This window comes from Pusillimonas sp. (assembly GCF_035515275.1).
Lineage (GTDB): Bacteria > Pseudomonadota > Gammaproteobacteria > Burkholderiales > Burkholderiaceae_B > Pusillimonas.
In genome coordinates this window covers 1-24,325 of record NZ_DATJBQ010000085.1, presented here as the reverse complement: position 1 = coordinate 24,325, position 24,325 = coordinate 1, and the positions used below count along the sequence as shown (strand labels likewise).

General features: G+C 59.0%; 22 protein-coding genes and 1 pseudogene. 11 read left to right on the top strand and 12 right to left on the bottom strand.

Annotated elements, in window-relative coordinates:
• Positions 1–188: 188 nt before the first annotated feature.
• On the top strand, positions 189–1,451 hold the full coding sequence (gene tsaB, locus VL003_RS06345) for a tRNA (adenosine(37)-N6)-threonylcarbamoyltransferase complex dimerization subunit type 1 TsaB (protein ID WP_325440712.1): 1,263 nt from the start codon (positions 189–191) through the stop codon (positions 1,449–1,451).
• Complete coding sequence (locus VL003_RS06340; protein WP_325440710.1) at positions 1,444–2,409, top strand: uracil-DNA glycosylase; 966 nt, start codon at positions 1,444–1,446, stop codon at positions 2,407–2,409. Before tsaB ends, VL003_RS06340 begins: the two co-directional genes overlap by 8 nt.
• A gap of 69 nt (positions 2,410–2,478) precedes the next feature.
• Here the strand turns inward: VL003_RS06340 and lplT are convergent, their stop codons facing one another.
• On the bottom strand, positions 2,479–3,783 hold the full coding sequence (gene lplT / locus VL003_RS06335; RefSeq protein ID WP_325440708.1) for a lysophospholipid transporter LplT: 1,305 nt from the start codon (positions 3,781–3,783) through the stop codon (positions 2,479–2,481).
• A 247-nt stretch (positions 3,784–4,030) separates the two neighbouring features.
• Here lplT and smc point away from each other — a divergent pair, with 247 nt between their 5' ends.
• The 3 genes from smc to ligA are packed head-to-tail and all read left to right on the top strand — an operon-like array spanning position 4,031 to position 10,653.
• Complete coding sequence (smc, locus tag VL003_RS06330; protein WP_325440706.1) at positions 4,031–7,555, top strand: chromosome segregation protein SMC; 3,525 nt, start codon at positions 4,031–4,033, stop codon at positions 7,553–7,555.
• A gap of 45 nt (positions 7,556–7,600) precedes the next feature.
• Complete coding sequence (locus VL003_RS06325; protein WP_325440704.1) at positions 7,601–8,614, top strand: cell division protein ZipA C-terminal FtsZ-binding domain-containing protein; 1,014 nt, start codon at positions 7,601–7,603, stop codon at positions 8,612–8,614.
• Complete coding sequence (ligA, locus tag VL003_RS06320; protein ID WP_325440702.1) at positions 8,611–10,653, top strand: NAD-dependent DNA ligase LigA; 2,043 nt, start codon at positions 8,611–8,613, stop codon at positions 10,651–10,653. Before VL003_RS06325 ends, ligA begins: the two co-directional genes overlap by 4 nt.
• 126 nt (positions 10,654–10,779) lie before the next feature.
• On the opposite strand, the gene VL003_RS06315 is transcribed toward ligA, so the two are convergent.
• From VL003_RS06315 to msrB, 4 genes are read right to left on the bottom strand one after another with little or no spacing between them, the layout of a single operon-like run.
• A complete protein-coding gene (locus VL003_RS06315) occupies positions 10,780–11,556 on the bottom strand; it encodes a foldase protein PrsA (protein WP_325440700.1) in 777 nt (258 codons plus the stop codon).
• Positions 11,557–11,568: 12 nt separating this feature from the next.
• On the bottom strand, positions 11,569–11,847 hold the full coding sequence (locus tag VL003_RS06310; RefSeq protein ID WP_325440698.1) for a BolA family protein: 279 nt from the start codon (positions 11,845–11,847) through the stop codon (positions 11,569–11,571).
• On the bottom strand, positions 11,847–12,422 hold the full coding sequence (locus VL003_RS06305) for a septation protein A (protein ID WP_325440696.1): 576 nt from the start codon (positions 12,420–12,422) through the stop codon (positions 11,847–11,849). Before VL003_RS06305 ends, VL003_RS06310 begins: the two co-directional genes overlap by 1 nt.
• Positions 12,419–12,814 (bottom strand): peptide-methionine (R)-S-oxide reductase MsrB, encoded by a 396-nt coding sequence (gene msrB, locus VL003_RS06300; protein WP_325440694.1) that lies wholly within the window; start codon positions 12,812–12,814, stop codon positions 12,419–12,421. The genes VL003_RS06305 and msrB overlap by 4 nt, the downstream gene beginning before the upstream one ends.
• A gap of 228 nt (positions 12,815–13,042) precedes the next feature.
• Between msrB and VL003_RS06295 the strand changes: the two genes are divergently transcribed.
• Genes VL003_RS06295 through VL003_RS06285 form a run of 3 tightly spaced genes read left to right on the top strand, consistent with a single transcriptional unit; the run spans position 13,043 to position 16,685 of the window.
• Positions 13,043–14,077 carry a branched-chain amino acid ABC transporter permease gene (locus tag VL003_RS06295; protein ID WP_325440692.1) on the top strand — a complete coding sequence of 345 codons (1,035 nt, stop codon included), beginning with the start codon at positions 13,043–13,045 and terminating at the stop codon, positions 14,075–14,077.
• Between the two features lie 2 nt (positions 14,078–14,079).
• The gene (locus VL003_RS06290) at positions 14,080–15,918 is read left to right on the top strand and encodes a branched-chain amino acid ABC transporter ATP-binding protein/permease (protein ID WP_325440690.1); all 1,839 of its coding nucleotides are present in this window, start codon (positions 14,080–14,082) and stop codon (positions 15,916–15,918) included.
• On the top strand, positions 15,915–16,685 hold the full coding sequence (locus tag VL003_RS06285) for an ABC transporter ATP-binding protein (protein ID WP_325440688.1): 771 nt from the start codon (positions 15,915–15,917) through the stop codon (positions 16,683–16,685). The genes VL003_RS06290 and VL003_RS06285 overlap by 4 nt, the downstream gene beginning before the upstream one ends.
• Positions 16,686–16,814: 129 nt before the next feature.
• Here VL003_RS06285 and VL003_RS06280 read toward each other — a convergent pair whose 3' ends face one another.
• The 6 genes from VL003_RS06280 to fdxA form a co-directional block, all read right to left on the bottom strand.
• Positions 16,815–17,552, bottom strand: coding sequence for an ATP-binding cassette domain-containing protein (locus tag VL003_RS06280; protein WP_325440686.1), 738 nt, complete (start codon positions 17,550–17,552; stop codon positions 16,815–16,817).
• A gap of 136 nt (positions 17,553–17,688) precedes the next feature.
• Complete coding sequence (gene nth / locus VL003_RS06275; RefSeq protein WP_325440684.1) at positions 17,689–18,327, bottom strand: endonuclease III; 639 nt, start codon at positions 18,325–18,327, stop codon at positions 17,689–17,691.
• Positions 18,324–18,956 carry an RnfABCDGE type electron transport complex subunit B gene (locus tag VL003_RS06270; RefSeq protein ID WP_325440682.1) on the bottom strand — a complete coding sequence of 211 codons (633 nt, stop codon included), beginning with the start codon at positions 18,954–18,956 and terminating at the stop codon, positions 18,324–18,326. The genes nth and VL003_RS06270 overlap by 4 nt, the downstream gene beginning before the upstream one ends.
• Positions 18,957–19,008: 52 nt before the next feature.
• Entirely contained in the window at positions 19,009–20,241 is a 1,233-nt protein-coding gene (locus VL003_RS06265) for a polyhydroxyalkanoate depolymerase (RefSeq protein WP_325440680.1), read from the bottom strand.
• 251 nt (positions 20,242–20,492) lie between these two features.
• Complete coding sequence (locus tag VL003_RS06260) at positions 20,493–21,293, bottom strand: ferredoxin--NADP reductase (protein ID WP_325440678.1); 801 nt, start codon at positions 21,291–21,293, stop codon at positions 20,493–20,495.
• Between the two features lie 2 nt (positions 21,294–21,295).
• On the bottom strand, positions 21,296–21,622 hold the full coding sequence (gene fdxA, locus VL003_RS06255) for a ferredoxin FdxA (protein ID WP_325440676.1): 327 nt from the start codon (positions 21,620–21,622) through the stop codon (positions 21,296–21,298).
• A gap of 206 nt (positions 21,623–21,828) precedes the next feature.
• Between fdxA and pncB the strand changes: the two genes are divergently transcribed.
• Together pncB and VL003_RS06245 are read left to right on the top strand one after the other, a co-directional pair.
• Positions 21,829–23,007, top strand: coding sequence for a nicotinate phosphoribosyltransferase (gene pncB / locus VL003_RS06250; protein ID WP_325440674.1), 1,179 nt, complete (start codon positions 21,829–21,831; stop codon positions 23,005–23,007).
• Between the two features lie 30 nt (positions 23,008–23,037).
• On the top strand, positions 23,038–23,391 hold the full coding sequence (locus tag VL003_RS06245; RefSeq protein ID WP_325440672.1) for a RidA family protein: 354 nt from the start codon (positions 23,038–23,040) through the stop codon (positions 23,389–23,391).
• Between the two features lie 23 nt (positions 23,392–23,414).
• Here VL003_RS06245 and VL003_RS06240 read toward each other — a convergent pair whose 3' ends face one another.
• The gene (locus VL003_RS06240) at positions 23,415–23,930 is read right to left on the bottom strand and encodes a flavodoxin family protein (protein ID WP_325440671.1); all 516 of its coding nucleotides are present in this window, start codon (positions 23,928–23,930) and stop codon (positions 23,415–23,417) included.
• Between the two features lie 147 nt (positions 23,931–24,077).
• Between VL003_RS06240 and VL003_RS06235 the strand changes: the two are divergent.
• Positions 24,078–24,325: pseudogene (locus VL003_RS06235) on the top strand (GTP pyrophosphokinase); the annotation flags it as partial.

Genomic DNA, 24,325 nt, shown 5'->3' with positions numbered 1-24,325 from the left:
ATATTACATCTTAAGCGTTTGGTAGAATCGACGCTTACATTTGCGATGAAACCACGCAAAACAAGGGCAGTGCGAATACCGGTAACCACCAGAACAGTGTGCCGTTTTGGCAAGCTTACATAGCTTATCACCAATGGCCTTAAAATGAACACCGGGGTCAATTGGCTTACGGTATTTTCTGGAGAGACATGGGTACTGCCCGACATCATCTTCTTGCGCTGGAAACCTCCTCGAGTGTCTGTGACGTAGCGTTGCTAAGTTCAGACGGCATCGATGTAAAGTTACGCTCCCTGTCGCACGATGCCACGGCCGAGCATGCCGAGCGGCTGCTTCCTATGGTGGATCAGCTGCTGCAGCAGGCGCGGTTGCAGCGCACCGATCTTTCCGCCATTGCGTTCGGGCAGGGTCCGGGCGGCTTCACGGGTTTGCGAGTCGCGTGCGGCGTGGCCCAGGGCATGGCGTTCGCACTGGGTTTGCCTGTCATCCCCGTTGTGTCCCTGCATGCCGCCGCAGTGCGCGCCGACGGTGACGAACCCATGCGAGTCGTCGTGCAAGATGCGCGCATGTCCGAGGTATACGCTGCCGTATACGGAAAGGCGATAGAAGATCCAGGCGGCTGGCACGTGTTGCACGAACCTGTGCTGCTGGACGTCGCCGATGTCCTGCCCTGGGTGGCGCAGCAGGCCAGGCTGTGGTCGCGCACCACGACGCCGGCGGTCAAGCTGCTGGGCGATGCCCTGGACGCGTATCCGCACATATTGGGCGAACAGGGCTCGCTCTTGCCCGAGCTGAAGGGCTTGAACCTGCGCAGGGGCCGGCCCCTGCGGGCTTCAGCCGAGGCGGTGGCACGTCTGGCGTGGGGTGATTTTCAGCGCGGTCTCGTGCTGCAGCCTCATCAGGCGGCGCCACTGTACGTACGCGAGAAAGTCGCCTATACAACCGCCGAGCGCGCGCAAGGAAGCGGGGGCAACCCCAAGGCGACCCCGCTCTCCACCATTCGCAGTATGACGGAATCCGATATTGACGAAGTTGCCGCCCTCGAAGGCTCGGTTCAGTCGTTTCCCTGGACTCCGGGCAATTTTCGCGATGCACTGCAGGCAGGTTACGCGGGCTGGGTGGCTTGTCACGAAGGGCGTATACAGGGCTTTGCGCTGATGATGTTCGCCCCCGATGTCGCCCACTTGCTGTTGATCGCTGTACAACCCGACACCCAGCGCAGCGGGGTGGGGCATGGGTTGCTGCGCTATTGCGAAAGCCAGGCTTTGGCCCGGGGCCTGCCGGCCATACTGCTTGAGGTCAGACCCTCGAACGTGCAGGCGCTGAACTTTTATCGCAATCGCGGTTTCACGCAAATCGGCGTTCGCAAAGATTACTACCCCAACCAACGCAATACCCGCGAAGATGCCCTGGTTATGGAAAAACGGCTCGACGCCGGAGACCGCAGTGGCTGATCGCTTGTCTTCCTCGCCACCGCGGTTAAGTCGTGCGCAGCGCCTTTGGCTGCTTGAGCTTGGCCTGGACCGGCCCATGCTGGCGCGCTTGACGCCGAAAGCCGCAATCACACCGGTCGTTGCTCAGCCCGCCTCCCCTGACTTGAAGGGTTCTGCCGTTAAGACGCTCCAAGGTGTGCCCGAGGCAGGAGCGGCTGCGGCAGCGCTGACTGCCTTGCGCCAAACCGGTAAGAAAGAGGGGTTAAAGGCCCTGCGCCAAGTGTTGGGGCAAGCGCCTTTGGCGGGAGCCGCTGGCGACCCGTCAAAGGCGCTGTTACAAATGCGTGGTGAAAATGATTCGGCCCATAGCGACAAAAAGGGGGGCGACCATGCTGAATCAGGTTTCGCACACGAGGAAACGACTGATTGGGCCGTGCTCGAAGCGCGAATCCGTGCTTGCGAAGCCTGCGGCTTGCATGCGGGGCGACATCGGGCGGTACCCGGAGCCGGGGCTGTAGAGTCAGTGGATTGGTTGGTGGTGGGCGAGGCCCCGGGCGATCGGGACGACCGATTGGGTGAGCCATTTCAAGGCAAGGCCGGTGAGCTGCTGCATGCGATGCTTGATGCGGCCGGCATCGATTCCAAAAATAAGGTCTTTTACACCAATCTGGTGAAGTGTCGGCCGCGCAGCAATCGGCCGCCCGGCTCAGATGAGATTGCCGCTTGTTCGACCTATTTGCGCGCCCAGATCGGCCTGCTTCGTCCGCGCGGCATTCTGGTTTTGGGGCGGTTGGCGGCGCAGGCGCTGGTGGCAGATGGCAAGCCCTTCGAAGAACAGCGGGGGCGTGTTCATGTTTTCAAGCTCGACGGTGGTGACACGATTCCCCTGGTGGTTACCTATCATCCGGCTTCGTTGCTGTCGCGGCCGCAACATAAAGCAGCCAGTTGGCGAGACCTGAATCTGGCAAATGGGGTTTAGCGTGCTGGCGCCGAGTGCGCAGGGCGGCACCGCAAGCCGCCCCAACGCTATGGTAATGGTTGCTGCCGATCAGCGCAGTGCCTGGCCATGGCCATGCTGCCCGATCTGCTTGTGCAGCTCTGGGTCGGCCTTTTGGTTCAGATAGTTCCAGCGCATAAACAGCAGCATCAGCGAGGCAACCATCAGGCCGAAGATGACAATAATGGTGCCAATGGGCAATTGCAGCCAAAGCATTGCGCTGTAGGCGGCAAGCATCAACAGTATGTTCAACTGCTCGTTGAAGTTTTGCACCGCAATCGAGTGCCCCGCTGACAGCAGTACGTGGCCGCGATGCTGCAGCAACGCGTTCATGGGCACCACAAAAAAGCCCGAAAGCCCGCCCACCAGCAACAGCAGGGCGTAGACCTCCCAGGTTTTATTGACTAAGGGCATGAGCAGTACAGCCAGACCCATTAACACTCCCAGGGGCAATACCGACAAGGCTTTTTTTAGGGGAACCCTGCCAGCAAATATGGAGCCGAACACGGTGCCCAGGGCGGCCACGCCCATCAGTATTGAAGCCTGATCCAGCCGGTAGCCCAGGTGTTGGGCGCCCCACTCGATAACAATAAACTGCAGCGTGGCGCCGGCACCCCAGAATAGCGTGGTGACGGCCAATGAAATCTGCCCGAGTTTGTCCTTCCAGAGAATGCGCACGTAGCCGCCAAACTCGATGACCAGTTTGAATGGATTGGTTTGCTGCTTGGGGTAGCTGATGCCTGTTCTGGGTATCAGCAGGTTGCACAGGGCCGCCATGCAATAAACGAGTGCAATGCAGATAATGGCGCCTTCGGCGCGTGTCTCTACGAAAGAGGGCATCCACGAAAGGCTGAGCAAATGCGCCGATACGCTGGGGTTGACCAGGACGCCACCCAACACGGTGCCCATAATGATGGAAAGCACGGTCAGGCCTTCGATCCAGCTGTTGCCCTTGACCAGTTGATCGGGCGGCAGCATTTCGGTGACGATGCCGTATTTGGCCGGTGAATAGGCGGCTGCGCCGATGCCCACCAAGGTATACGCAGCAAACACCAACACCAACTGGCCGGATGCCTCGAGCCCCAGCATCTGATGGCTGAACATCAGCAAACAGCCCAGCACCTTGATGCTGTTGGTGGCGAACATGACCTTGCCCTTGGGATATGAATCGGCAAAGGCTCCTACAAAGGCGGCCAACACCACATAAGCCAGGGCGAACCACCATTTCATCATGGGTGCCATCCAGTCCGGGCCCTGCAAGTCGACAATGAGGGCAATGGCAGCTATCAGCAGCGCGTTGTCGGCCAATGAAGACAGCGCCTGCGCGGCCATGACGAGATAGAAGCCTTTTTTCAATCGTAGTCCCGTTCTGGAATTTAGAGGGTTGGCGGGTTCAGGAGGATGGAAACAATTCGCGAAAATAGTTAATGAGTATAGCGTCTGGTGCAGGCGGTTATGGTGGCCCGCCTGGAAATTTGTGGGTAGAAACCGAAAATGTGGGCTGATGGAAGTGCGCTATGCTGCGGTATCATACAAACCAATTGCGTTCGGAACTTCGTTTCCGGCATTTTGCCGCTCTTACATTTCAGTTCACCCGTTCATTGTGCGTCTGACCCAAATAAAACTAGCCGGCTTCAAGTCGTTCGTCGAGCCGACGGTCATACCCACGCCCAGCCAATTGGTGGGCGTCGTGGGGCCCAACGGTTGCGGCAAGTCAAACATTATTGATGCCGTGCGATGGGTGCTGGGTGAAACTCGGGCATCCGAGTTGCGTGGCGAATCGATGCAAGACGTGATTTTCAACGGATCGGGCAACCGCAAGCCGGCGGCACGGGCGTCGGTCGAACTGGTTTTCGATAACTCCGAAGGTCGCGCGGCCGGTCAATGGAGCACTTACTCTGAAATCGCGGTGCGCCGCGTTTTGACCCGCGACGGCACCAGCAGCTATTTTGTAAATAACCAGCAGGTTCGGCGTCGCGACATCCACGATATCTTTCTGGGTACGGGTCTGGGCAGCCGGGGGTACGCCATTATCGGCCAGGGCATGATCAGCCGCCTGATCGAAGCCCGGCCCGAAGAGCTGCGCGTTTACCTCGAAGAGGCTGCCGGGGTCTCGCGCTATAAAGAACGTCGCCGCGAGACTGAAAACCGTCTTGGCGACACGCGCGAGAACCTGACCCGTGTAGAAGATATTTTGCAAGAGTTGACCGGCCAGCTCGAAAAGCTCGAGTCGCAGGCTGAGGTGGCCGTGCGTTATCGCTCTCTTCAGGAAGAGGGTGAGCAGAAACAGCATGCTCTGTGGTTGCTTAAAGAGTCCAACGCACGCCAAGAGCAGCGGGCCAGGTTTCTGGCCATAGAGCAGGCGCAGACCGAACTCGAGGGCGCCATAGCGGGCCTGCGCGCCGGTGAGTCAGCGCTCGAGTCGCGCCGTCAGGCCCACTATGCAGCTGCCGATGCGGTGCACGCAGTGCAGGGCCGCCTGTTCGAAGCGGGGGCTCAGGTCAGCCGTCTCGAAGCCGAAATCAGGCATGTGGTCGACTCGCGCAATCGCGTCCAGTCCCGCCGAGGGCAATTGCAGCAGCAGATACAAGAATGGTCCGACCAAGAGACGCATTGTGCCGAGCAGTTGGCCCAAAGCGAAGCCGAACTACAGGCTGCAATAGCCCGTATCGAAGAATGTCGGGCGCAGGCTGAAGAAGCCGCCGCGGCGTTGCCGGATGTCGAATCCAGGGTGCGGGCGGCGGGCTCTTCGCGTGATGAACTACGTAGTGTCCTCGCGCGGGTCGAGCAGAACCTGGCACTGGTGGCCCAGGCGCAGCGCGATGCTGATCGTCAGGTGGGCGCGCTGGATCAGCGTCGTGACCGCCTTGAACAAGAGCTTCGCGAACTTGACGCGCCAGACCCCGAGAGTCTTCAACGCCTTACGGGCGAGCTTGCTCGCATGGGCGAGCATCTTGAAGAAGCGCAGGCTCGATTGGCCGAGTATGAAGACCAACTGCCCGAGCTTGATGCGGCACGTACCCAGGCCCAGGCCGCGTCGCGCACCGAAGCTCAAGCGCTTTCCCGGCTCGAGGCGCAACTTGCGGCCTTGTCCAAGTTGCAAGAAGATGTGCAAAAGCAGGGCGCACTGCAGCCCTGGCTAGAACAGCACGAGCTGACCAGCCTGGGCCGCTTGTGGCAAAAACTGCAAGTCGAGGCAGGCTGGGAAACCGCTCTGGAAGCCGTTTTGCGTGAACGCATGGCGGCGCTTGAAATCCGGCAGCTCGAGCACGCGCAAGCCTTCACGGCCGACCCGCCGCCTGCCAGGCTTGCGTTTTATCAGTTGCCGCCTGCCCAGGCCCCCGAGCATGCTCCGGCCGGGCTCGTCGCATTAAGCACGCTCTTGCGCATCGGCGACCCAGACCTGCGCACCTTGCTGAACGATTGGTTGCAGCACGTCTATCTGGCCGATGACGTCGACGAGGCGCTGGCCAAACGGGCTCAACTGCCTGCCGGCGGGTTGTTCATCGTACGGGCGGGCCATATGGTCGACCGCCATAGCGTGCGTTTTTATGCGCCTGACTCCGAGCAAGCCGGGTTGTTGGCGCGCCAGCAAGAAATCGAAAACCTTCAGCGTCAGGTCAAGGCCAGACAGCTTATTGCAGATGAAGCCGTGTCAGCGGTGGCGCGCTCCGAGACGGCCTGGCGCCAGGTAACCGAATCGCTTGGTCCTGCGCGTACTCGGGTCGGCGAACTGACCCAACGCTTGCACGACGTGCAGCTCGAACATTCGCGTCTCGATCAGCGCGCCCGGCAGTCCAGTGAAAGGGCGGCACGTATTAACGATGAGCTGACTGAAATCCAGGTCCAGTCCGAAGAACTGCGCGCCGGCCGCGAAGAGGCAGAAGCTCGTTTCGAGATTCTGGATAACGAACTGGCCGAACATCAAATGCGCTTCTCTGATGCCGAGATGTCGGGCGAAGACCTGGCGCGCGAGGCCGAACAAGCTCGTCAGCGTCTGCGCGACCTTGAGCGCGCGGTACAAGAGGCCGAGTTTGCCGAGCGTGCGTTAAAAAGCCGCATCTCCGACCTGCAGCGCAACCTGCAACTGGCTCAAGACCAGGTGGGTCGAGCCAAAGACGAACTCGAGGGGCTGCAAGGCGAACTGTTCGAACTGGATGCATCGGCAGCGCAGGCAGGTTTGCAAGACGCCCTTGAAGAGCGGGCCAAGCACGAAGAAGCGCTTAACTCGGCGCGCATCGAACTCGACAATCTGGCCGCCTTGCTGCGTGCGGCCGACGAGCAGCGTCTTGAGCAAGAGCGCTCGCTCGAGCCCCGTCGCGAGCAGATCATGCAGTTGCAACTGCAAGAGCAGGCGGCTCGGCTGGCCGTCGAACAGTTTTCCGAGCAGCTTGACGCCCACGAGGTTGATCGCGACGGTTTGAGCAAACTGCTGGCCGAACGCCCAGAAGACTGGCGCCGCACCGGGTGGCTGCAAAGCGAAGTGCAGCGCATCTCTCGCCAGGTCGATGCCTTGGGGCCGGTCAACCTTGCTGCGCTCGACGAACTCTCCACCGCCCGGGAGCGGCGCTCGTTCCTTGATGCCCAGCACCAGGACCTGTGCAATGCGATCGATACGCTTGAAGACGCCATACGCAAGATCGACAAAGAAACCCGTGAGTTGCTGCAGGAAACCTTCAACCAGGTCAATCGGCATTTCGGTGAACTGTTTCCGCGCCTTTTCGGGGGTGGCGAGGCACGCCTGGTCATCACCGGCGAAGAGATTCTGGATGCGGGTGTGCAAGTCATGGCGCAACCGCCGGGCAAGCGCAACAGCACCATTCATTTGTTGTCGGGTGGGGAAAAAGCCCTGACCGCCACCGCCTTGGTGTTTGCGCTGTTCAAACTCAACCCCGCGCCGTTCTGCTTGCTGGACGAGGTCGATGCGCCACTCGACGACGCCAACACCGAGCGCTATGCAAATCTGGTCTCCAGCATGAGCGAGCAAACCCAGTTTCTGTTCATTTCGCACAATAAAATTGCCATGCAGATGGCTCGTCAACTGGTCGGTGTCACCATGCAAGAGCAGGGTGTATCCCGTATTGTCGCCGTCGATATCGAGTCAGCGTTGCAGTTGGCCGAAGCCTGATGCTAAATAGAATGCTTTACGATTTAAGGACGCTACGAGGCGGACATGAGTGATTTGCAGATAGGCCTGATTTCGCTGGGCGTGATTCTGATCCTGGTACTGGTATGTTTTAACTGGTGGCAAGATCGACGCGTACGACAACGCATGCAAGAGCATTTTCCCGAGGCCGACGAAGATCCGCTTATGGGCGGAATGCCCACGGGGGGCAGGCGCGAGCCGGGTCTTGGCCCGGCCTCCCTTTCTGAGGCGCATGCCGACGAATCTGTCGAAGCCGACCCCATCTGCGAGGCCGTCATCGACGTGGTCTTTTCACACCCGGTTTCGGGCGCCGAACTGCAGCAGGCCGTGCGCTCCATCCACAAGGCCGGCGAGAAGCCGGTTCGGGTGCTGGTCGAGCACGAGGGCGGGCATACGCTCAGACTGCGCGAGGGTAACGCCTATTTGTCGGTACAGCTGGCGGTTTTGCTGGCAAACCGTAGTGGGCCGCTTACCGATATCGAGTGGTCGCATATATGGACGATCGCCCAGGATCTGGCCGAGCGTTTCGAGGGGTCGGTCGAAGGCCCTGATCAGGCCCAGGTCTTGCAGCGGGCGAAAGAGCTCGACGAGTTATGTGCAGGCCTTGATGCTCAGGTCGGCCTGGCCCTGCGGCTTGGTGGCGCCCGGCCCGTAGCCGAGGTGAATCAAGCGGTCAAGGACGCCGGTTTCCTGGCTTATGGAAACCAGCTGGCGTGGATGTCCGAGGCGGGTATTCCCAGGTTTACGCTTTTGTTTGACGGCGTTGCCGCTAGCGATTTCGACTCGGCCGGGGTCGATCGGCTCGATCTCCTGCTTGACGTGCCACGCAGCCAGGCCGACGAACAGGCATTCAGCCGCATGGCCAGCGTGGGTCGAGACCTTGCATCGCGCCTGCAGGCCACGCTTATCGACGACCAGGGCCAGCCGGTGCAAGAAAGTGCCGACCAGGCCATCGACCAGAAGCTGTACGAGCTGTATCAAGCGCTCGAGCGTGCGGGTTTTCCGGCTGCCGATGAGCGGACCATGAGGTTGTTCTCGTGACCGACAGCGACGCGGCACCGGGCATTCAGCAGGTATTGCAAGATCTGCGGGATGAAATCTCGGCACATAACCATCTCTACTATGTGCTTGACGCCCCGATTATCTCGGATGCCAAGTACGACGAGCTTCTTGCTCGTCTGCAAGCGCTTGAACAACAGCACCCCGACCTGATTGTGCCCGAGTCGCCCACGCAGCGGGTGGGTGGGGCGCCGGTGGCCGCGTTCGACAGCGTGCGCCACGCTGTTCCCATGCGCTCACTGGGAAATGCGTTCGAGCCTGATGACATCCTGGCCTTCGACAAACGCGTCAGCGACACCTTGCGGGCGGCGGGCATGCTGGAAGACGGGCGCGCTGTACCGTATATGGCCGAGTGCAAGTTCGATGGCCTGGCCATCAGCTTGCGATACGAGCGCGGCTTGTTGGTACTTGCCGCTACACGGGGCGATGGCCAGGTGGGCGAAGACGTCACCAGCAACATCCGCACATTACGGTCGGTGCCGCTCAAGCTTAGGGCGGGGTTTCCCCAGGTGCTTGAAGTGCGGGGCGAAGTACTGATGTACCGAAGCGACTTTGATGCCCTCAACCAAGCTCAGCAGGCCCGAGGCGAGAAAATCTTCGTCAACCCGCGCAACGCGGCGGCCGGTAGTCTGCGTCAGCTCGACCCTCGCATCACAGCCAGGCGTCCCTTACGGTTTTTTGCCTACGGCTGGGGCGAGATCCGTGGCGAGCAGCCCGCCACTCAGGACGCCGCCCTGGATTGGTTTGAGCAACTGGGCTTGCCTGTCAGCAAAGAGCGCCAGGTGCTGCATGGAGCCGACCAGTTGCTGGCGTATTACGCGCGCATGAACGAGCGTCGGGCAAGCCTGCCCTTTGACATCGACGGCGTCGTCTATAAGGTCAATGCGCTCGAGGCACAAGAGGTTTTGGGCTATGTGGCGCGTGCACCGCGCTTTGCCGTCGCCCACAAGTTTCCTGCTCAGGAAGAGACCACCCTGCTTACCGACATCGAGGTGCAGGTGGGGCGCACTGGTGCGATCACGCCCGTAGCGCGGCTCAAGCCGGTGTTTGTGGGCGGGGTCACCGTCACCAACGCCACCCTTCATAACGAAGATGAAATCCGGCGCAAGGATGTTCGGGTGGGCGACACCGTTATTGTGCGACGGGCCGGCGACGTGATTCCCGAAGTGGTCGGATCCATTATCGAGCTGCGCCCCGAGGGCGCCAAGCCGTTTGTCATGCCCACCAGTTGTCCCGTATGCGGGTCGGCTGTTCAACGGTTAGAGGGCGAGGCGGTGTCTCGCTGCACAGGCGGGCTGTTCTGCGCAGCGCAGCGCAAGCAGTCGTTGCTGCACGCGTCGGGCCGCAAGGCGCTCGATATCGAAGGGCTGGGCGAGAAGCTGGTCGACCAACTGGTAGACAGCGGACGCATTCGTTCTCTGGCTGACTTATTCACGTTGCGGGTCGAAGAGCTAGTGCTGTACGACCGAATGGGACGCAAGTCGGCCGAGAACCTGGTGCAGGCCATTGATAAGGCGCGTGAGCCGTCGCTGGGCAGCTTGTTGTTTGCCCTGGGCATACGTCAGGTGGGCGAAACTACGGCGCGCGACCTGGCCTTGCATTTCGGCTCGATCGAGGCGGTAATGCAGGCCGACGAAGAGGCATTGCTGACCGTCAATGACGTGGGCCCGGTAGTGGCCGCGTCGATCCTGCAATTCTTTTCCGAAGCGCATAACCGCGAAGTCGTACAGGCGTTGCTGGCTGCCGGTGTGCGTCCCAACGTCGATGCCGCGCCATCGGGACGCCTGGTGCTTAGCGGCAAAACGCTGGTCTTGACCGGTACCTTGCCGACGCTGACCCGCGATGACGCGACACGACTCATTTTGGCCGCCGGCGGAAAAGTAAGCGGTTCGGTCTCGAAAAAAACCGGCTATGTGGTGGCCGGCGAAGACGCGGGCAGTAAGCTTGCCAAGGCTCAAGAGCTTGGTGTTCAGGTGCTTGACGAGGCTGGGCTGCTTCGCTTGCTCGAAGCGGGGTCGTAGACTCTGCCTGGCTTCTGTTTGTACAGCCGCCAAAAAAATCGCCCCGAAAAACCGGTTGGTTTTTCGGGGCGATTTGCATGGAGGCGCACACCCCTTGGACAGGATGCGTACCCTGCCGTACAGCTGTTATTTGATGGTGGCCGAATCCATCAGGCTTTTCTGAAATTGCATGAGCTTTTCCTGGCGCATCATTTCTTCGAGCTGGGGCTTGACGTCTTTGACGTCGGGCATGGTGATAGGGCGGGAGTCGTCAACCTGAATGACATGCCAGCCAAACTGCGTTTGAACGGGCGCGGTGGTGAGTTCGCCTTTTTTCAGGCTTTCGACCGCTTGGGCAAACTCGGGCACATAGTTGCTGCTGGGGCCCCACCCCAGGTCGCCGCCTTTGGCGCCGCTGCCTGGGTCGATGGAGTCTTTTTTGGCGGCTTCATCGAAGGTGGTTTTCTTGCTTTGAATGGCCGCGATAATGTCTTTTGCCGCCTGCTCTTCGGCCACCAGAATGTGCCGCAGTTTGTATTCCTGGCGGCCTTCCTGAGCTTTTTTTATCGCGTCGTACTCGGCCTGGATCTCGGCGTCGGTAACGGGGTGTTTTGCAAGGTGGTCGGTCATGAGAGCCCGCACCAAAATGCCTTGACGGGCCAGTTCGATCTCTTGCCTGACGGCGTCTTGTTTGTCGAGGCCGGCTTTTTCAGCGGCCTGCACGGCCACCAGTCTACCGATCATTTCCTGTTTGACTTGTTCGCGCAACTGGGGCGAATCTTGTGCGCCTTCTTTTATAAGCATGGCCACGAAGTTGTCGAGTTGCTTTTGTGTAATGGCCTTGCCGTTGACCGTGGCAACGTTTTGGGCGTAAGCCGGAATGGCGATGACGCAGGTTGCGGCAAACAGGGCGAGTCGTTTCATGGATACCTTTGTTTAGATTTTGCTGGTTTCTATGGCCAGGGCGTGGATGGGGTGGGGGATGAGATCGTGCACGCGATCATACACGAGGCGATGACGAGCCAGCGCCGTAAGGCCGGTAAATTTCGGCGACGAAACAATGACACGAAAGTGGCTTGCACCGTCGCGTGCACCGGCGTGACCGGCATGCAGATGCGACTCATCGATGATCTCGAGGCTGGAAGGATCAAGCGCATTCAGCCGCTGCCGCAGCAGGTCGGCGCGCTGGGCGGCGACGGTTTCGGTTGCAGACATTAGGGGTTTTCCTTCTTGCCGGATAATGTTTGGGGGGCGTCTTGTTTAATATGGCGCCCCAGCCAGATGGATTGCACGATGACAAACACAACCATCAGGGCCATTAGGCCGAACACCTTGAAATTGACCCATTGGGCCTCGGTGAACTGCCCTGAAAACGCCACGTAAAGATTAAGCCCGCCGGATAATACAAAAAAACTCGCCCAACTGACGTTGAGTTTGTCCCAGATGGTTTCCTCAAGGGCGATTTGGGCGCCCATGACCCTTTTGAGGAGATTGCGCTTGAACAGGTAGCGACCCCCCAGCAAAATAGCGGCGAACAGCCAGTACAGTACGGTGGGCTTCCATTTGATGAAGGCGTCGTTTTGCAGGGCCAGCGTAGCGCCGCCAAACACGACAATGACCGTAAGGTTGATCCAGTGGGTGGCTTCAATAGCCTTGCCGCGCAGTTTGATCCAGATGATTTGCCCCACGCTGGCCGCCATGGCCACTGCGGTGGCTGTGTAGATGTCGTAGAACCTGAACGCCAGAAAAAACAGAATCAGCGGAAACAGGTCGAAGAGGAATTTTTTCATTCGGTGGGTTCGAATTGAAGCGAAAGAGAGTTGATGCAATAGCGCAGGCCGGTGGGCGGCGGCCCGTCGGGAAACACATGACCCAGATGCGAGTCGCACACATTGCACAGGACTTCGGTGCGCACCATGCCGTGACTGTGGTCTTGCTCTTCGCGCACAAGCGTTGGGTCAAGCGCTTCGAAATAGCTGGGCCAGCCGCAACCGGCGTCGAATTTGGTGTCGGACGCGAACAGGGCGGTACCGCAACCGATACAGCGATATATGCCTGCCTGGCTGGTGTTCCAGTAACGACCCGAAAACGGTCGTTCAGTGCCCTTCTGGCGCGTTACGTAATATTCTTCGGGTGAAAGTTGGGCCCGCCATTCGGCGTCTGATTTAACAAGCTTTTGCATGAAAAAAACCTTGTGCCGTGTCGTGATCAAAGCATCTACTATGTTAATCGACTTTCAAAAGCGGCGTAGGTTCCCGGCATGAAGCAACCGGGCTTTCAGCCCTGATGCAGGGAATCCCCTTAAAGACTTTGCACTTGATTCTCTCCATAATTCCTGGTTAGCACCAACCTGAAATGTATTTCAGGCTAACAGTTGTGCTATCTAATCGACTTAAACAGTGTGGTAGGGATGGATTCGACAATAATATTAATTTTGCTCCAGGACGGAATCCTGAACGGCGCGGTGTACGCGCTGTTGGGCTTGGCGCTGGTGCTGGTATTTTTGGTTACGCGGGTAATCTTCATACCTCAGGGCGAGTTCGTGGCCTACGGCGCCTTAACGCTTGCGTTCATGGTAAACGGCCGTATTCCAGGCACCGTCAATTTGCTGCTTATTGTGGGCGTTGTGGTGTTCATTGCCGATTTTATCGCCGCGTTACGCAGTCGCGAATGGGGCACTCTGCCTCGCAAGGCCGTGTGGTCGCTGGCGCTGCCCCTGGTGCTGTTCTTCGCAGCGCCTTATGTGGTCAGTACCGATACGCCTCTGTGGATCAATGTGCTGTTTTCTCTGGCGCTGGTCATACCCTTGGGTCCCATGGTTTATCGCCTGGTGTATCAGCCGGTGGCCGAGGCCAGCGTTCTGGTGCTTCTCATTATTTCGGTGGCCGTGCATTTTGCCATGCTGGGCCTGGGGCTGGTGTTCTTTGGGGCCGAAGGCTGGCGCACGCCGCCCTTCATGGAAGGCTCAATCGACATGGGCGCCATTTCGTGGTCGGCACAGACGTTCTTCGTGCTGGTTACCTGCGGCCTGCTTATTGTGGCGCTGTGGCTGTTTTTCGGCAAAACCCTGTACGGGCGCGCGCTGCGCGCCACCGCCGTCAATCGGCGTGGGGCGCGGTTAGTCGGCATCAGCACCAATATGTCGGGCAGCCTGACATTTACCCTGGCGGCCGCCATTGGGGCATTGTCGGGCATGCTTATTTCCCCGGTTACCACCATCTATTACGACACAGGCTTCCTCATTGGCCTCAAAGGCTTTGTCGCCGCCATTATCGGCGGGCTGGGCAGCTATCCGCTGGCAGCCATCGGCGCATTGTTCGTGGGTATTCTTGAAGCATTCTCGTCGTTCTGGGCAAGCGCCTATAAAGAGGTCATTGTGTTTACCCTGATCATCCCTGTATTGCTGTGGCGCTCGTTCGGCACAACGCACGTCGACGAGGAGTAGCCATGAATCGCGTCATTCTTGTTGTTTTCCTTGTGATCATGGCGGTGTTGCCGGCAATGTCGGCCACGCCTGAATTCTGGATCACGCAGCTCAACTACATTGGCCTCGCCACCCTGGTGGTACTGGGCCTGGTGCTGCTTACCGGTGTGGGCGGCCTGACCTCGTTCGGTCAGGCAGCGTTTGTGGGCATCGGCGCCTATGCCACCGCCTACCTCACCACTGCTTCTGGCTGGTCGCCCTGGCTGGCCTTGCTGGCCGGTCTGGCCATCACTTTTTTGGTGGCCTATATTCTGGGCGCCATTACCCTGCGATTGTCGGGACACTACTTGCCGCTGGGCACCATTGCCTGGTGCCTGTCCTTGTACTATTTGTTCGGCAACCTCGAGTTTCTGGGCCAATACGACGGTATCGCGGGTATTCAGGCCATCAACTTCCTGGGCCTTTCGCTACGCGACGGCCGCGACATCTATTACCTGATCTGGGTGTTTGTGCTGTTGTCCATGTGGGCTACGCGCAACCTGCTCGATTCCCGCCCCGGGCGTGCTATTCGCGCGCTTAAAAGCGGGGGTGGCATGGCCGAGTCGTTCGGCATCAACATGGCGTCGTACAAGGTCATTATTTTTGTTTATTCGGCACTGCTGGCTTGCTTGTCGGGCTGGTTGTATGCGCACATGCAGCGTGCGGTCAGCCCCAGTCCCTTTGGCCTGAACTACGGCATCGAATACCTGTTCATGGCGGTGGTGGGCGGCGGCACCAGCGTGTGGGGTGCCATTGTGGGCTCGGGCCTTATCCTGACCCTCAAGGATCAGATCCAGAACGTATTGCCTAAAATTATCGACACTACGGCCAACTTCGAGCTGGTGGTTTTCGGTATATTGATGATCCTGGTGCTGCAATATGCACGTGACGGTGTCTGGCCGATTATTGTTTCGTGGTGGGCCGGCCTTACGGGGCAAGGCAAAAGCCGACGCCAGGGCGCTGCCCCCCCCGAGGCCCCGGCCCTGCCGCAACGCCGCCGTCCCGAGCTGGGCACGCAGGTGCTTCAGCTTGACGCAGCGCGCAAAGAGTTCGGCGGCCTGGTGGCGGTCAACGACATCAGTTTTTCGCTCAAGGCCGGCGAAATCATGGGTCTTATCGGCCCTAACGGGGCGGGTAAAAGTACCACCTTCAACCTGATCACGGGTGTGTTGCCTTCCACCAGCGGCAAAATTGATTTCCTCGGGCATCGTCTCGACAAGATGCCCTCGCGCGAAATCGCCAAATTGGGTGTGGGGCGTACCTTTCAGCACGTCCAGCTATTGCCCACCATGACCGTGCTCGAGAACGTGGCATTGGGTGCGCACTTGCGCGGTAAAGTCGGTGTGGTGCCGGCGGCCTTGCACATCGAACGCCGCACCGAGGCCGCCCTGTTGCACGAAGCGGCCAAGCAACTGCAGCGTGTCGGCCTGGGCGACTATCTCTACGAGCAGGCAGGCAACCTGGCCTTGGGGCAACAGCGTATTCTCGAAATTGCGCGCGCGCTGGCGGCTGACCCTATTTTGCTGTTGCTCGACGAGCCGGCAGCAGGGCTGCGCTACAAAGAAAAACAAGAACTCGCCACAGTGCTCGATCAATTGCGCAAAGAAGGCATGAGCATTCTTCTGGTCGAGCACGACATGGATTTTGTCATGAATCTTACCGATCACCTTGTCGTGATGGACTTCGGCACGAAGCTGGCCGAAGGTACGCCCGCCGAGGTTCAACAGAACCCAGCGGTGCTTGAAGCTTATCTGGGTGGTATCGACGACGAACTAGAGCTCGACACCCCCGCCAACACGGCAACCGCAGGAGGCACAGCATGAGTACGGCCGACCAACAACCGGTGCTGAAGGTCGAAGGCCTTAGCACGCAGTACGGCAAGGTACACGCCCTGCTCAATGCCAATATCACGGTGGCGCCGGGCAGCATCGTAACCGTCATCGGCGGTAACGGAGCGGGTAAATCGACTTTGCTCAATTCGATCATGGGCTCGCTGCCCACTACGGGCAGCAGCGCGGGCTCGGTTCAATACCTGGGCAAGCAAATAAGCGGGTGGAACGTTGAGCGCAGGGTGGCTCAGGGCATGTCGCTGGTGCCCGAGCTGCGCGAGCTGTTCGGCACCATGTCGGTCGAAGACAATCTATTACTGGGCGGTTTTCGTTTGTATCGGGCGCGTCAGGCGGGCTGGAAGGACAAGCTCGAAGAGGTGTTCGAACTTTTCCCTCGGTTACGCGAACGTCGTGAGCAGCATGCAGGTACGCTTTCGGGCGGCGAACGTCAGATGCTGGCGGTGGGTCGTGCGCTCATGGCCCAGCCCAAGCTGCTGATGCTCGACGAACCCAGCCTGGGTCTGGCGCCGCGTATTGTCCGCGAGATCTTCCAGATTATTGCCCGCTTGCGTAGTACGGGGGTGTCGATTTTGCTGGTCGAGCAAAATGCCCGGGCGGCTTTGCAGGTGGCTGATTATGGATATGTGCTTGAAACTGGCGAGGTTGTGCTGGAAGGGCAGGCTGCCGAATTGGCGCATAATCCGCGGGTGATTGAGAGTTATCTGGGGTTGGGTAAGAAAGGGCAGGAGGCTACTGCTTAACTGGGGCTTGTGTGGCGAACCCATCCCGCGGCCCGTCCTTCGGCGGGCTGCCCGCATTTTCTGCATTCGGGCGGAGGCGTCCGAACTCAAGCTCGTCGCTGCGCTCCTCGGGGTTCGGACAAGCGGGCGCTATCCTGCGAATTCCCTGAACAGATCTTGCCTTTGGGTTAGTGCGTTGGGTTGGGCTTTTTCAAGTATTTGGCCTTCGTGCATGATGTAGAAACAGTCGGCCAGGGGGGCCGCGAACTCAAGGTTTTGCTCGACCAGCAGCAAGCTGTAGCCCAGAGTGCGCAGCCGTTCGACCATGTTGGCCAGACCCTGCACCATGACCGGCGCCAGACCGTCGGTGATGTTGTCCAGCAGGATCAGGTTGGCGCCAGTGCGCAAGATGCGAGCCACGGCGAGCATTTGTTGTTCGCCGCCCGAAAGCCGGGTGCAGGGCATGTGGCGGCGGGGGTAGAGGTTGGGCAAGAGCTCGTAGATTTCGGCCAGCGACATGCCGCCACCCAGGGTATCTTCGGTGTCGGACGGCATGAGCAGGTTTTCTTCGCACGACAAGCCTACAAAAATGCCGGTGCCGGCGCCGCAGTAGCCGATGCCCAGGTGGGGGATTTTTTCGGGGGTGTGGGTGATGGACTCGGCGCCGTGAATGCGTATGGAGCCTGTGCGTGACGCCGAGCGGCCCATGATGACGTCTGGCAGGGCGTCGTGTCCTGAGCCTGGGCGGCCGAGCACTACGGCCACCTGCCCCGCCGTAATGCATAGGTTGACGCCCCTGAGCACGTGAGAGTGGTCATGCCAGGCGTGCAGATCGACGGCTTCGAGAGCGTTGGGACTTTGCGTAGGCACCGCGATACGTTCGATCATGTTATCGGTTATTTATATGAACCTGCGGGCAGGTTCACATATTGAGCCCGGTAGGGGGGCGAACGTATGTAGTATGAAATTTTCTCGCCGCGAACACTATGCGGGTTTTACATAGCTTATGGAAAACCCCACGCCCTTAGCGAGGGGGGGTCTTGTGCTTGTAGTCGCACAGGTCGGCAATGCCGCACTGTGGGCATTTGGGCGTTCGTGCGACGCACACATAGCGCCCATGCAAGATCAGCCAGTGGTGTGCATCTTGCAAGTAGGCCTTGGGCACAAATTTTTCCAGTTTGCGCTCTACTTCGACCACGTTCTTGCCAGGGGCCAGCCCGGTGCGGTTGGCCACGCGGAAGATATGTGTGTCAACAGCGATGGTGGGCTGGCCAAACGCGGTATTTAGCACCACATTGGCGGTTTTTCGGCCGACGCCGGGCAGGGCTTCGAGTGCGGCGCGGTCCTGGGGTACTTCGCCCCCGTACTGCTCAAGCAGGATACGGCTGGTTTCCAGCACGTTCTTTGCCTTGGTTTTGTACAGGCCGATGGTCTTGATGTAGTCGGTCAGGCGTTCCAGGCCTAAATCTACCAGGCCTTGTGGGGTGCCGTGCTCCGGGAAGAACTTTTCGGTGGCCAGGTTGACCGATCTGTCAGTGGCTTGCGCCGACAGGATCACGGCAATCAACAACTGAAAATTCGAGCCGTAATGCAGCTCGGTGGTCGGAGACGGGTTGGCAGCCTGGAAGCGTTCGAATATTTGTTGGCGTTTTTGATTGTTCATTGAGCGGCGGCGCGCCTTGCGCGTGCACGGGCAAGCGCATCGGCGATGATTTTTTGTTTGGCGTCGTCGTTGTGGCTTGCGGCGGGGCTGAGGCTGGCTTTGTTGGCAAGTGTTCGCGCGGCAAGGTTGGAGCTTTCGGGGTGCTGGGCACGCAGCCGCAGTTGGCGGGCCTTATGGTTGATGCGGGCTTGCGCGGCGTGCGTGGGGGTCCATGCAAAACCGGCAGGCTGCATGTCGATGCAATCGACCGGGCAGGGCGGCACACACAGCCCGCAACCGGTGCACTGGTCGGCAATAACGGTGTGCATGAGCTTGTTGGCTCCCACGATGGCGTCTACTGGACAGGCTTGGATGCACAGCGTACAGCCTATGCAATGCGCCTCATCAATAACGGCCAAGGACAGGGCGGTGTGCGGGCCGCAGGTGGTGTCCAGTTCGGGTTCGGGCCGTGAAAGCAGCTGGGCCAGCGCCTTGATGCCTTCTTGCCCGCCCGGCGGGCACCGGTTTATGGCCTCGCCTTGCTCGGCAATGGCCTGTGCATAGGGCAGGCAGCCCTGGTAGCCGCACTGCGTGCATTGCGTTTGCGGCAGCAGGGCATCGATCTGTTCTACTAAGAAAAGCGTGTTCATGGCAAAAAAGAGGGGGCATATCGCCCCCGATTGTTCCGCTGGTCGTGCCGGGTCAGGCCGACTGCGAACGGCGAATGAATGCTGTAATTTTAGGACAGATTGTTTCGCGCCACCGACGACCGGAAAAGATGCCGTAATGGCCTGCGCCCGGTGCCGTGTAGTGTTGCTTTAGTTCATCGGGAATGTTCCTGCACAGCTTGTGTGCAGCCCGGGTCTGGCCCAGGCCCGATATATCGTCGAGCTCGCCCTCGATGGTTAACAGAGAGGTTTTGGTAATGGCGGCGGGGTCGACCTTCTGGCCGTCAATAAACCATTTGCCTCGGGGTAGCAAAAACTCCTGAAACACGATGCGGATGGTGTCCAGGTAAAACTCGGCCGGCATGTCAAGCACCGCGTTGTACTCATCGTAGAAGCGCCGGTGGGCTTCGGCGTCGCCGTCGTCGCCCTTGATCAGGTCAAGGTAGAAGTCGTAGTGCGAGTGCACATGCCGATGGGGGTTCATTGCAACAAAGCCCGCATGCTGCAAGAACCCCGGGTACACGAGCTTGCCCGACCCCGGGTAGCGGGGCGGTACGCGATGAATAAGATTGTTCTCGAACCACGAATAGGGCTTGGTGGTGGCCAGCAGATTGACTTCGGTGGGCGACTCGCGGGTATCGATTGGGCCGCCCATCATCACCATGCTGGCAGGCGTACAGGGGTCGCCGTCGGCCGCCATAAGTGAAATGGCCGCAAGCACCGGGACCGTGGGCTGACAAACCGAAATCACATGTGTGTCGGGCCCCAGAAACTGAATGAGTTCGCGTATGTAACGGACGTAGTCGTCAAGATGGAAAGTGCCTTCAGAGGAGGCGACCATGCGAGCATCGATCCAGTCGGTGACGTAGATTTCGTGCTGGGGCAATAAGGCCTTGACCGTGTCGCGCAGCAAGGTGGCATGGTGACCCGATAGTGGCGCAACCAGCAAAACGGTGGGGTCGGCGGCACGCCGTGCGGGCAGCTTGCGCTGAAAGTGCACCAGGTTGCAATAAGGCTTATGAACCACGCACTGCTCGTGGACGTCTGTGTTTGCGCCGTCGATCAGCGTGGTATCCAGCCCCCAGGCCGGTTTCTCGTAGTCTTTGCCCAAGCGGTGAATAAGCTCGTACCCGGCTGCGATATGACGCGACAGCGGTGTGTAAGCCAACGGACTGTACGGGTGCGAAAAAAGCTGTGAGCCAGTGTCGGTAAAGGCTAGAAGGGGGGTTAGGTACGAGCGCTGAAGTTCATGCAGGTCGTATAGCATTAGTACCCGTGCGTAAAGTGGTTGACGGTTAAATTATAAGGGTAGGCGCGATAAAATAATAAATGTTTGTTTACGGTATGTATTAAACGCGCAGCATATGTGCGTGTTATTACATAGGTAACACTTGGCTGATCGCTGTGTGTTTAAAAACACACGCGCACGAATAAATGTAGTGTCTGCCTGCAATCGGCGCGCCGTACCTTTATTGCGGTGCAAGGCCGGCCCCTTACACACTGGTACGTGCTATATGGCTACCAGTAGTTTTCTAGGGCCAGATTGCCGGGGTTGCCTCGACGGCCCACGGCGAAACCCCGTTCTTTCAGTATGGCGCGCGCCTCGGTCAGCATCTCCGGGTTGCCGCACAACATTATTTTTGAGGTTTCGGGATTCAGTTCGCGTCCCGCCAATTGTTCCAGCCGCCCGTCCTGGATCAGGCTGGTCAGCCGGGCCTGAGGCATACCGGGGTACGGTTCGCGGGTGGGTATGGGCAAATAGCTGAGCCGGGCGCGTGCTGGCAGGGTCTGGCCCGGGGGCAGCCCTTGTTGCGACCAGTGCAACAACTGTTCGCGGTAGGCAAGTTCTTCGACCGACCGAACTCCGTGCACCAGAATGATGTGGTCAAACAAGGCCCACGTGGCCGGGTCCTGCAGCATCGACAAATAGGCAGACAGGCCTGTCCCTGTGGCCAGCAGCCACAGGTCGCCGCCCGGGCTAAATCGGTCTACCGTTAAAAATCCGAAGGCTGTCTTGTCGATGTATATCGGGTCGCCCGGCTGCAATTGGGCCAGGCGAGGGCTGAATTCGCCCTGGGGCACCACGATTGAAAAGAATTCGAGCGAATCACGTTGAGACGGCGCGTTGACCATAGAGTACGCACGCCAGATGGTGGGCGGTTGGTCGGACAGCGCATTTGCGGGCAACCCCAGCCGGGCAAACTGACCGGCGGTGAACTGATACCCGGGGTTGCGGGTAGTGGTGATGGACAGCAGCTTGCCGGGCACCCAGGGGTGCACCGCTAGCACGGTTTCGCGCGTGTACTTCTGTTCGGGCACGACTAGCAGCGCTCGAGATACTTGAGTTTGCCCTCGACGCCGTTCCAGTCGTCAGCATCGGGTTGTGGCTTGGTCGACCGATTGATCATGCCGAATTCGGGCGAGAGTTCGGCGTTCAGGGCTATGAACGGAACCTGGTCGGCAGGAACGTCTTCTTCGGCAAAAATGGCATTGGCGGGACACTCGGGCACACAGACGGCGCAGTCGATGCATTCGTCGGGGTCGATAACGAGAAAGTTGGGGCCCTCGCGAAAACAATCAACGGGGCAGACATCAACACAGTCTGTGAATTTGCATTTGATACAGTTTTCGGTGACGACGTGGGTCATGAGGGAAAGCTCCAACAGTGGGTATCGCAATGGTCAATACCGCGGCGACCTGGCGTGTTGGACAGGGCTGTGTCGATGGGTGAGGCATTAAACATTACAATTAGGCAAGACTATGTGATCAAGATTTTACCTAATAAACACATCAGCCCTTGTATTGACCTGTCGAGCCGTCGGGTCTTTCAATTTTTTATGTTGGCGCTTGCTTAATGATAATTACCTCGCTTTTAGACACTGATCTGTACAAGTTCACCATGATGCAGGTCGTGTTGCATCAATTTCCGGCTGCGCAGGTCGAGTATCGTTACAAGTGCCGCACGCCCAATATCAACCTTAGTGCGTATCTTGACGAAATCCGCGCAGAAATCCATTCGCTGTGCCAGCTCAAGTTCACCGAGCCCGAGCTCGAGTACCTGCGCAGCTTAAGGTTCATTAAAAGCGACTTTGTCGATTTTCTGGGCTTGTTTCATTTGCCTGAAAAGTGCATACACCTGTCGCTGGGCGAAAAGCCCGGAGAAATCGACATCACGGTAAAAGGGCCATGGCTGCACACCATCTTGTTCGAGATTCCGGTGCTGGCCATCGTCAACGAGGTTTACTTCCGCAACGAATGCCAGAACCCCGGCTGGGACGAAGGCCGGCAGCGGTTGCAGTCAAAAATGCAGTTGGTTGTAGACGACCCCGAGCTCGTGGATTTCCGGGTGGCAGAATATGGCACGCGGCGCCGTTTTTCCAAGCTGTGGCATGAAGAAGTCCTGACCACCATGAAGCGGCAGATGGGGGTGCATTTTGCGGGCACCAGCAACGTCAAGCTGGCCATGAAGCATAACGTCACACCACTGGGCACCATGGGCCACGAGTACCTTCAGGCGTGTCAGGCGCTGGGGCCGCGTTTGCGCGATTCTCAGGTTTTTGCGCTCGAGGTATGGGCCAAAGAATACCGTGGAGACCTTGGCATTGCGCTGTCCGATGTCTACGGCATGGATGCTTTCCTGCGCGACTTCGACATGTATTTTTGCAAGCTGTTCGACGGTGCGCGCCACGACTCGGGCGACCCGTTTTTGTGGGGTGAGCGCTTGCTGGCTCATTATGCTGCCAACCGCACCGACCCTCGCACCAAGACGCTGGTCTTTTCAGACGCCCTGACGTTTCCGCGCGCCATCGAGCTGGCGCAGCGCTTTGCCGGTCGTTGTAAGGTGTCGTTCGGTATTGGCACCAACCTTACGAACGACCTGGGGCATGAGCCGTTGCAGATCGTCATGAAAATGGTCCGGTGCAACGGGCAACCGGTGGCCAAGGTTTCCGATGCGCCCGAAAAAACCATGTGCGACGACCCCGCATATCTGGCTTACTTGCGCCAGGTGTTTCAGCTGCCCCCTAGCCCTTAAGGGCATGTTTTACGCGTCTCAGGAGAAAAAATGAGCGATATCCAGCGTTTCAACGTCGGCAAGCGTTTGTCGGACATGGCAATTTACAACGGCGTGGCCTATTTGGCCGGACAGGTTCCCGAGGACGGCAAAGCCGACATCGGGGAACAGACCCGCCAGGTTCTGTCAACCATCGACCGCCTGCTTGCCCAGGCCGGCAGCGACAAAACCCGCATTCTCATGGCCCAGATTTTTCTGGCCGACCTTAGCGATTTTGCGGGCATGAACGCCGTATGGGAAACCTGGGTGCCGGCCGGAAACGCGCCGCCGCGCGCGACCGTCCAGGCGCTGCTGGCCGACCCCGAGTTTAAAGTTGAAATCGTGGTAACCGCCGCGGTGGGTTAAAACTAAAAAAAACAGCCGGGTACTCAAAGCAATAGGGCGGCCATTGTGCCCCCCAGCTCTTGGCAACGGGCCCGGTCTTGGGGCCCGATTTCTTTTGGGGCGGCAATGGCTTCGGGGCTTTGGGCATGCGTCAGCACAATATGAGGGGGAGCGGCAAGCTCAAGCCGCCAGCCGGTGCAGATTCTTTCAGTCTGACGTACAGCCCCGTGGCCGTCCGACCCTGCGGCCACAAGTACGACACAGGGCCGCCCGTTTAGCTTGTCCAGCACATCGTAATAGCAACGATCGAAAAACTCCTTCATTTCTCCGCTAAGCGAACCCAGGTTTTCGGGGGCGCAAAAAATGAATCCGTCGGCATCGAGCAGGTCTTGGGCGGTGGTTTGGGCTGCGCCCGATAGAAGAGCCTGGAATCGGCCTTCAGCATTTAATTGGCGTGCTATATCGAGCGCGCCACTTTGTGCGGCGCAGGCCATCTGGCATGCCGTGCCGGTGCGCGAATGCCAGACGATGATCAGCTTGCGGCGGGTGGTGTCGTCCATGGTGTTGTGTGGCGGCCGGATTCAAGAAACGGTAGTATAGAAGCCGCTTTAACGATTAATGAATGGCTGCGGGCCGCCCGGGCATGACCGGCGCTTGTGCCTGATGCATGTCATTCACGTTTCTTCCGTTTTTTCATCCATCCATATATGTCCAGCATACCTCCTTCCGACGCCACGGCCGATACGGCTCCGTTTGATGCGGCCTGGTTCGAGCAGGCGGCTGCCGGGCTCGATGAAGAAGGCGGGGCGCTGCTGCAGGCAGCCGTTCAGTGGGTCAGGCAGCCGTTACAGGGCGTAAAAGCGGGCACGGGCGAAGCGCTCGATTCGCATGCTGCCTCGGTGGCGCGTATCTTGGCCCAGATGCATACCGACGCGCAGACACGAGCCAGCGCCTT

What these genes read in the sequence shown, in the direction of transcription:
- VL003_RS06280 (WP_325440686.1), bottom strand. Translation starts at nt 17,552, where the DNA reads ATGATCGAACGTATCGCGGTGCCTACGCAAAGTCCCAACGCTCTCGAA.
- fdxA (WP_325440676.1), bottom strand. Translation starts at nt 21,622, where the DNA reads ATGACCCACGTCGTCACCGAAAACTGTATCAAATGCAAATTCACAGAC.
- VL003_RS06295 (WP_325440692.1), top strand. Translation starts at nt 13,043, where the DNA reads ATGGATTCGACAATAATATTAATTTTGCTCCAGGACGGAATCCTGAAC.
- msrB (WP_325440694.1), bottom strand. Translation starts at nt 12,814, where the DNA reads ATGCAAAAGCTTGTTAAATCAGACGCCGAATGGCGGGCCCAACTTTCA.
- VL003_RS06305 (WP_325440696.1), bottom strand. Translation starts at nt 12,422, where the DNA reads ATGAAAAAATTCCTCTTCGACCTGTTTCCGCTGATTCTGTTTTTTCTG.
- pncB (WP_325440674.1), top strand. Translation starts at nt 21,829, where the DNA reads ATGATAATTACCTCGCTTTTAGACACTGATCTGTACAAGTTCACCATG.
- VL003_RS06240 (WP_325440671.1), bottom strand. Translation starts at nt 23,930, where the DNA reads ATGGACGACACCACCCGCCGCAAGCTGATCATCGTCTGGCATTCGCGC.
- VL003_RS06265 (WP_325440680.1), bottom strand. Translation starts at nt 20,241, where the DNA reads ATGCTATACGACCTGCATGAACTTCAGCGCTCGTACCTAACCCCCCTT.
- nth (WP_325440684.1), bottom strand. Translation starts at nt 18,327, where the DNA reads ATGAACAATCAAAAACGCCAACAAATATTCGAACGCTTCCAGGCTGCC.
- VL003_RS06290 (WP_325440690.1), top strand. Translation starts at nt 14,080, where the DNA reads ATGAATCGCGTCATTCTTGTTGTTTTCCTTGTGATCATGGCGGTGTTG.
- VL003_RS06310 (WP_325440698.1), bottom strand. Translation starts at nt 11,847, where the DNA reads ATGTCTGCAACCGAAACCGTCGCCGCCCAGCGCGCCGACCTGCTGCGG.
- VL003_RS06285 (WP_325440688.1), top strand. Translation starts at nt 15,915, where the DNA reads ATGAGTACGGCCGACCAACAACCGGTGCTGAAGGTCGAAGGCCTTAGC.
- VL003_RS06315 (WP_325440700.1), bottom strand. Translation starts at nt 11,556, where the DNA reads ATGAAACGACTCGCCCTGTTTGCCGCAACCTGCGTCATCGCCATTCCG.
- VL003_RS06245 (WP_325440672.1), top strand. Translation starts at nt 23,038, where the DNA reads ATGAGCGATATCCAGCGTTTCAACGTCGGCAAGCGTTTGTCGGACATG.
- tsaB (WP_325440712.1), top strand. Translation starts at nt 189, where the DNA reads ATGGGTACTGCCCGACATCATCTTCTTGCGCTGGAAACCTCCTCGAGT.
- VL003_RS06270 (WP_325440682.1), bottom strand. Translation starts at nt 18,956, where the DNA reads ATGAACACGCTTTTCTTAGTAGAACAGATCGATGCCCTGCTGCCGCAA.
- VL003_RS06325 (WP_325440704.1), top strand. Translation starts at nt 7,601, where the DNA reads ATGAGTGATTTGCAGATAGGCCTGATTTCGCTGGGCGTGATTCTGATC.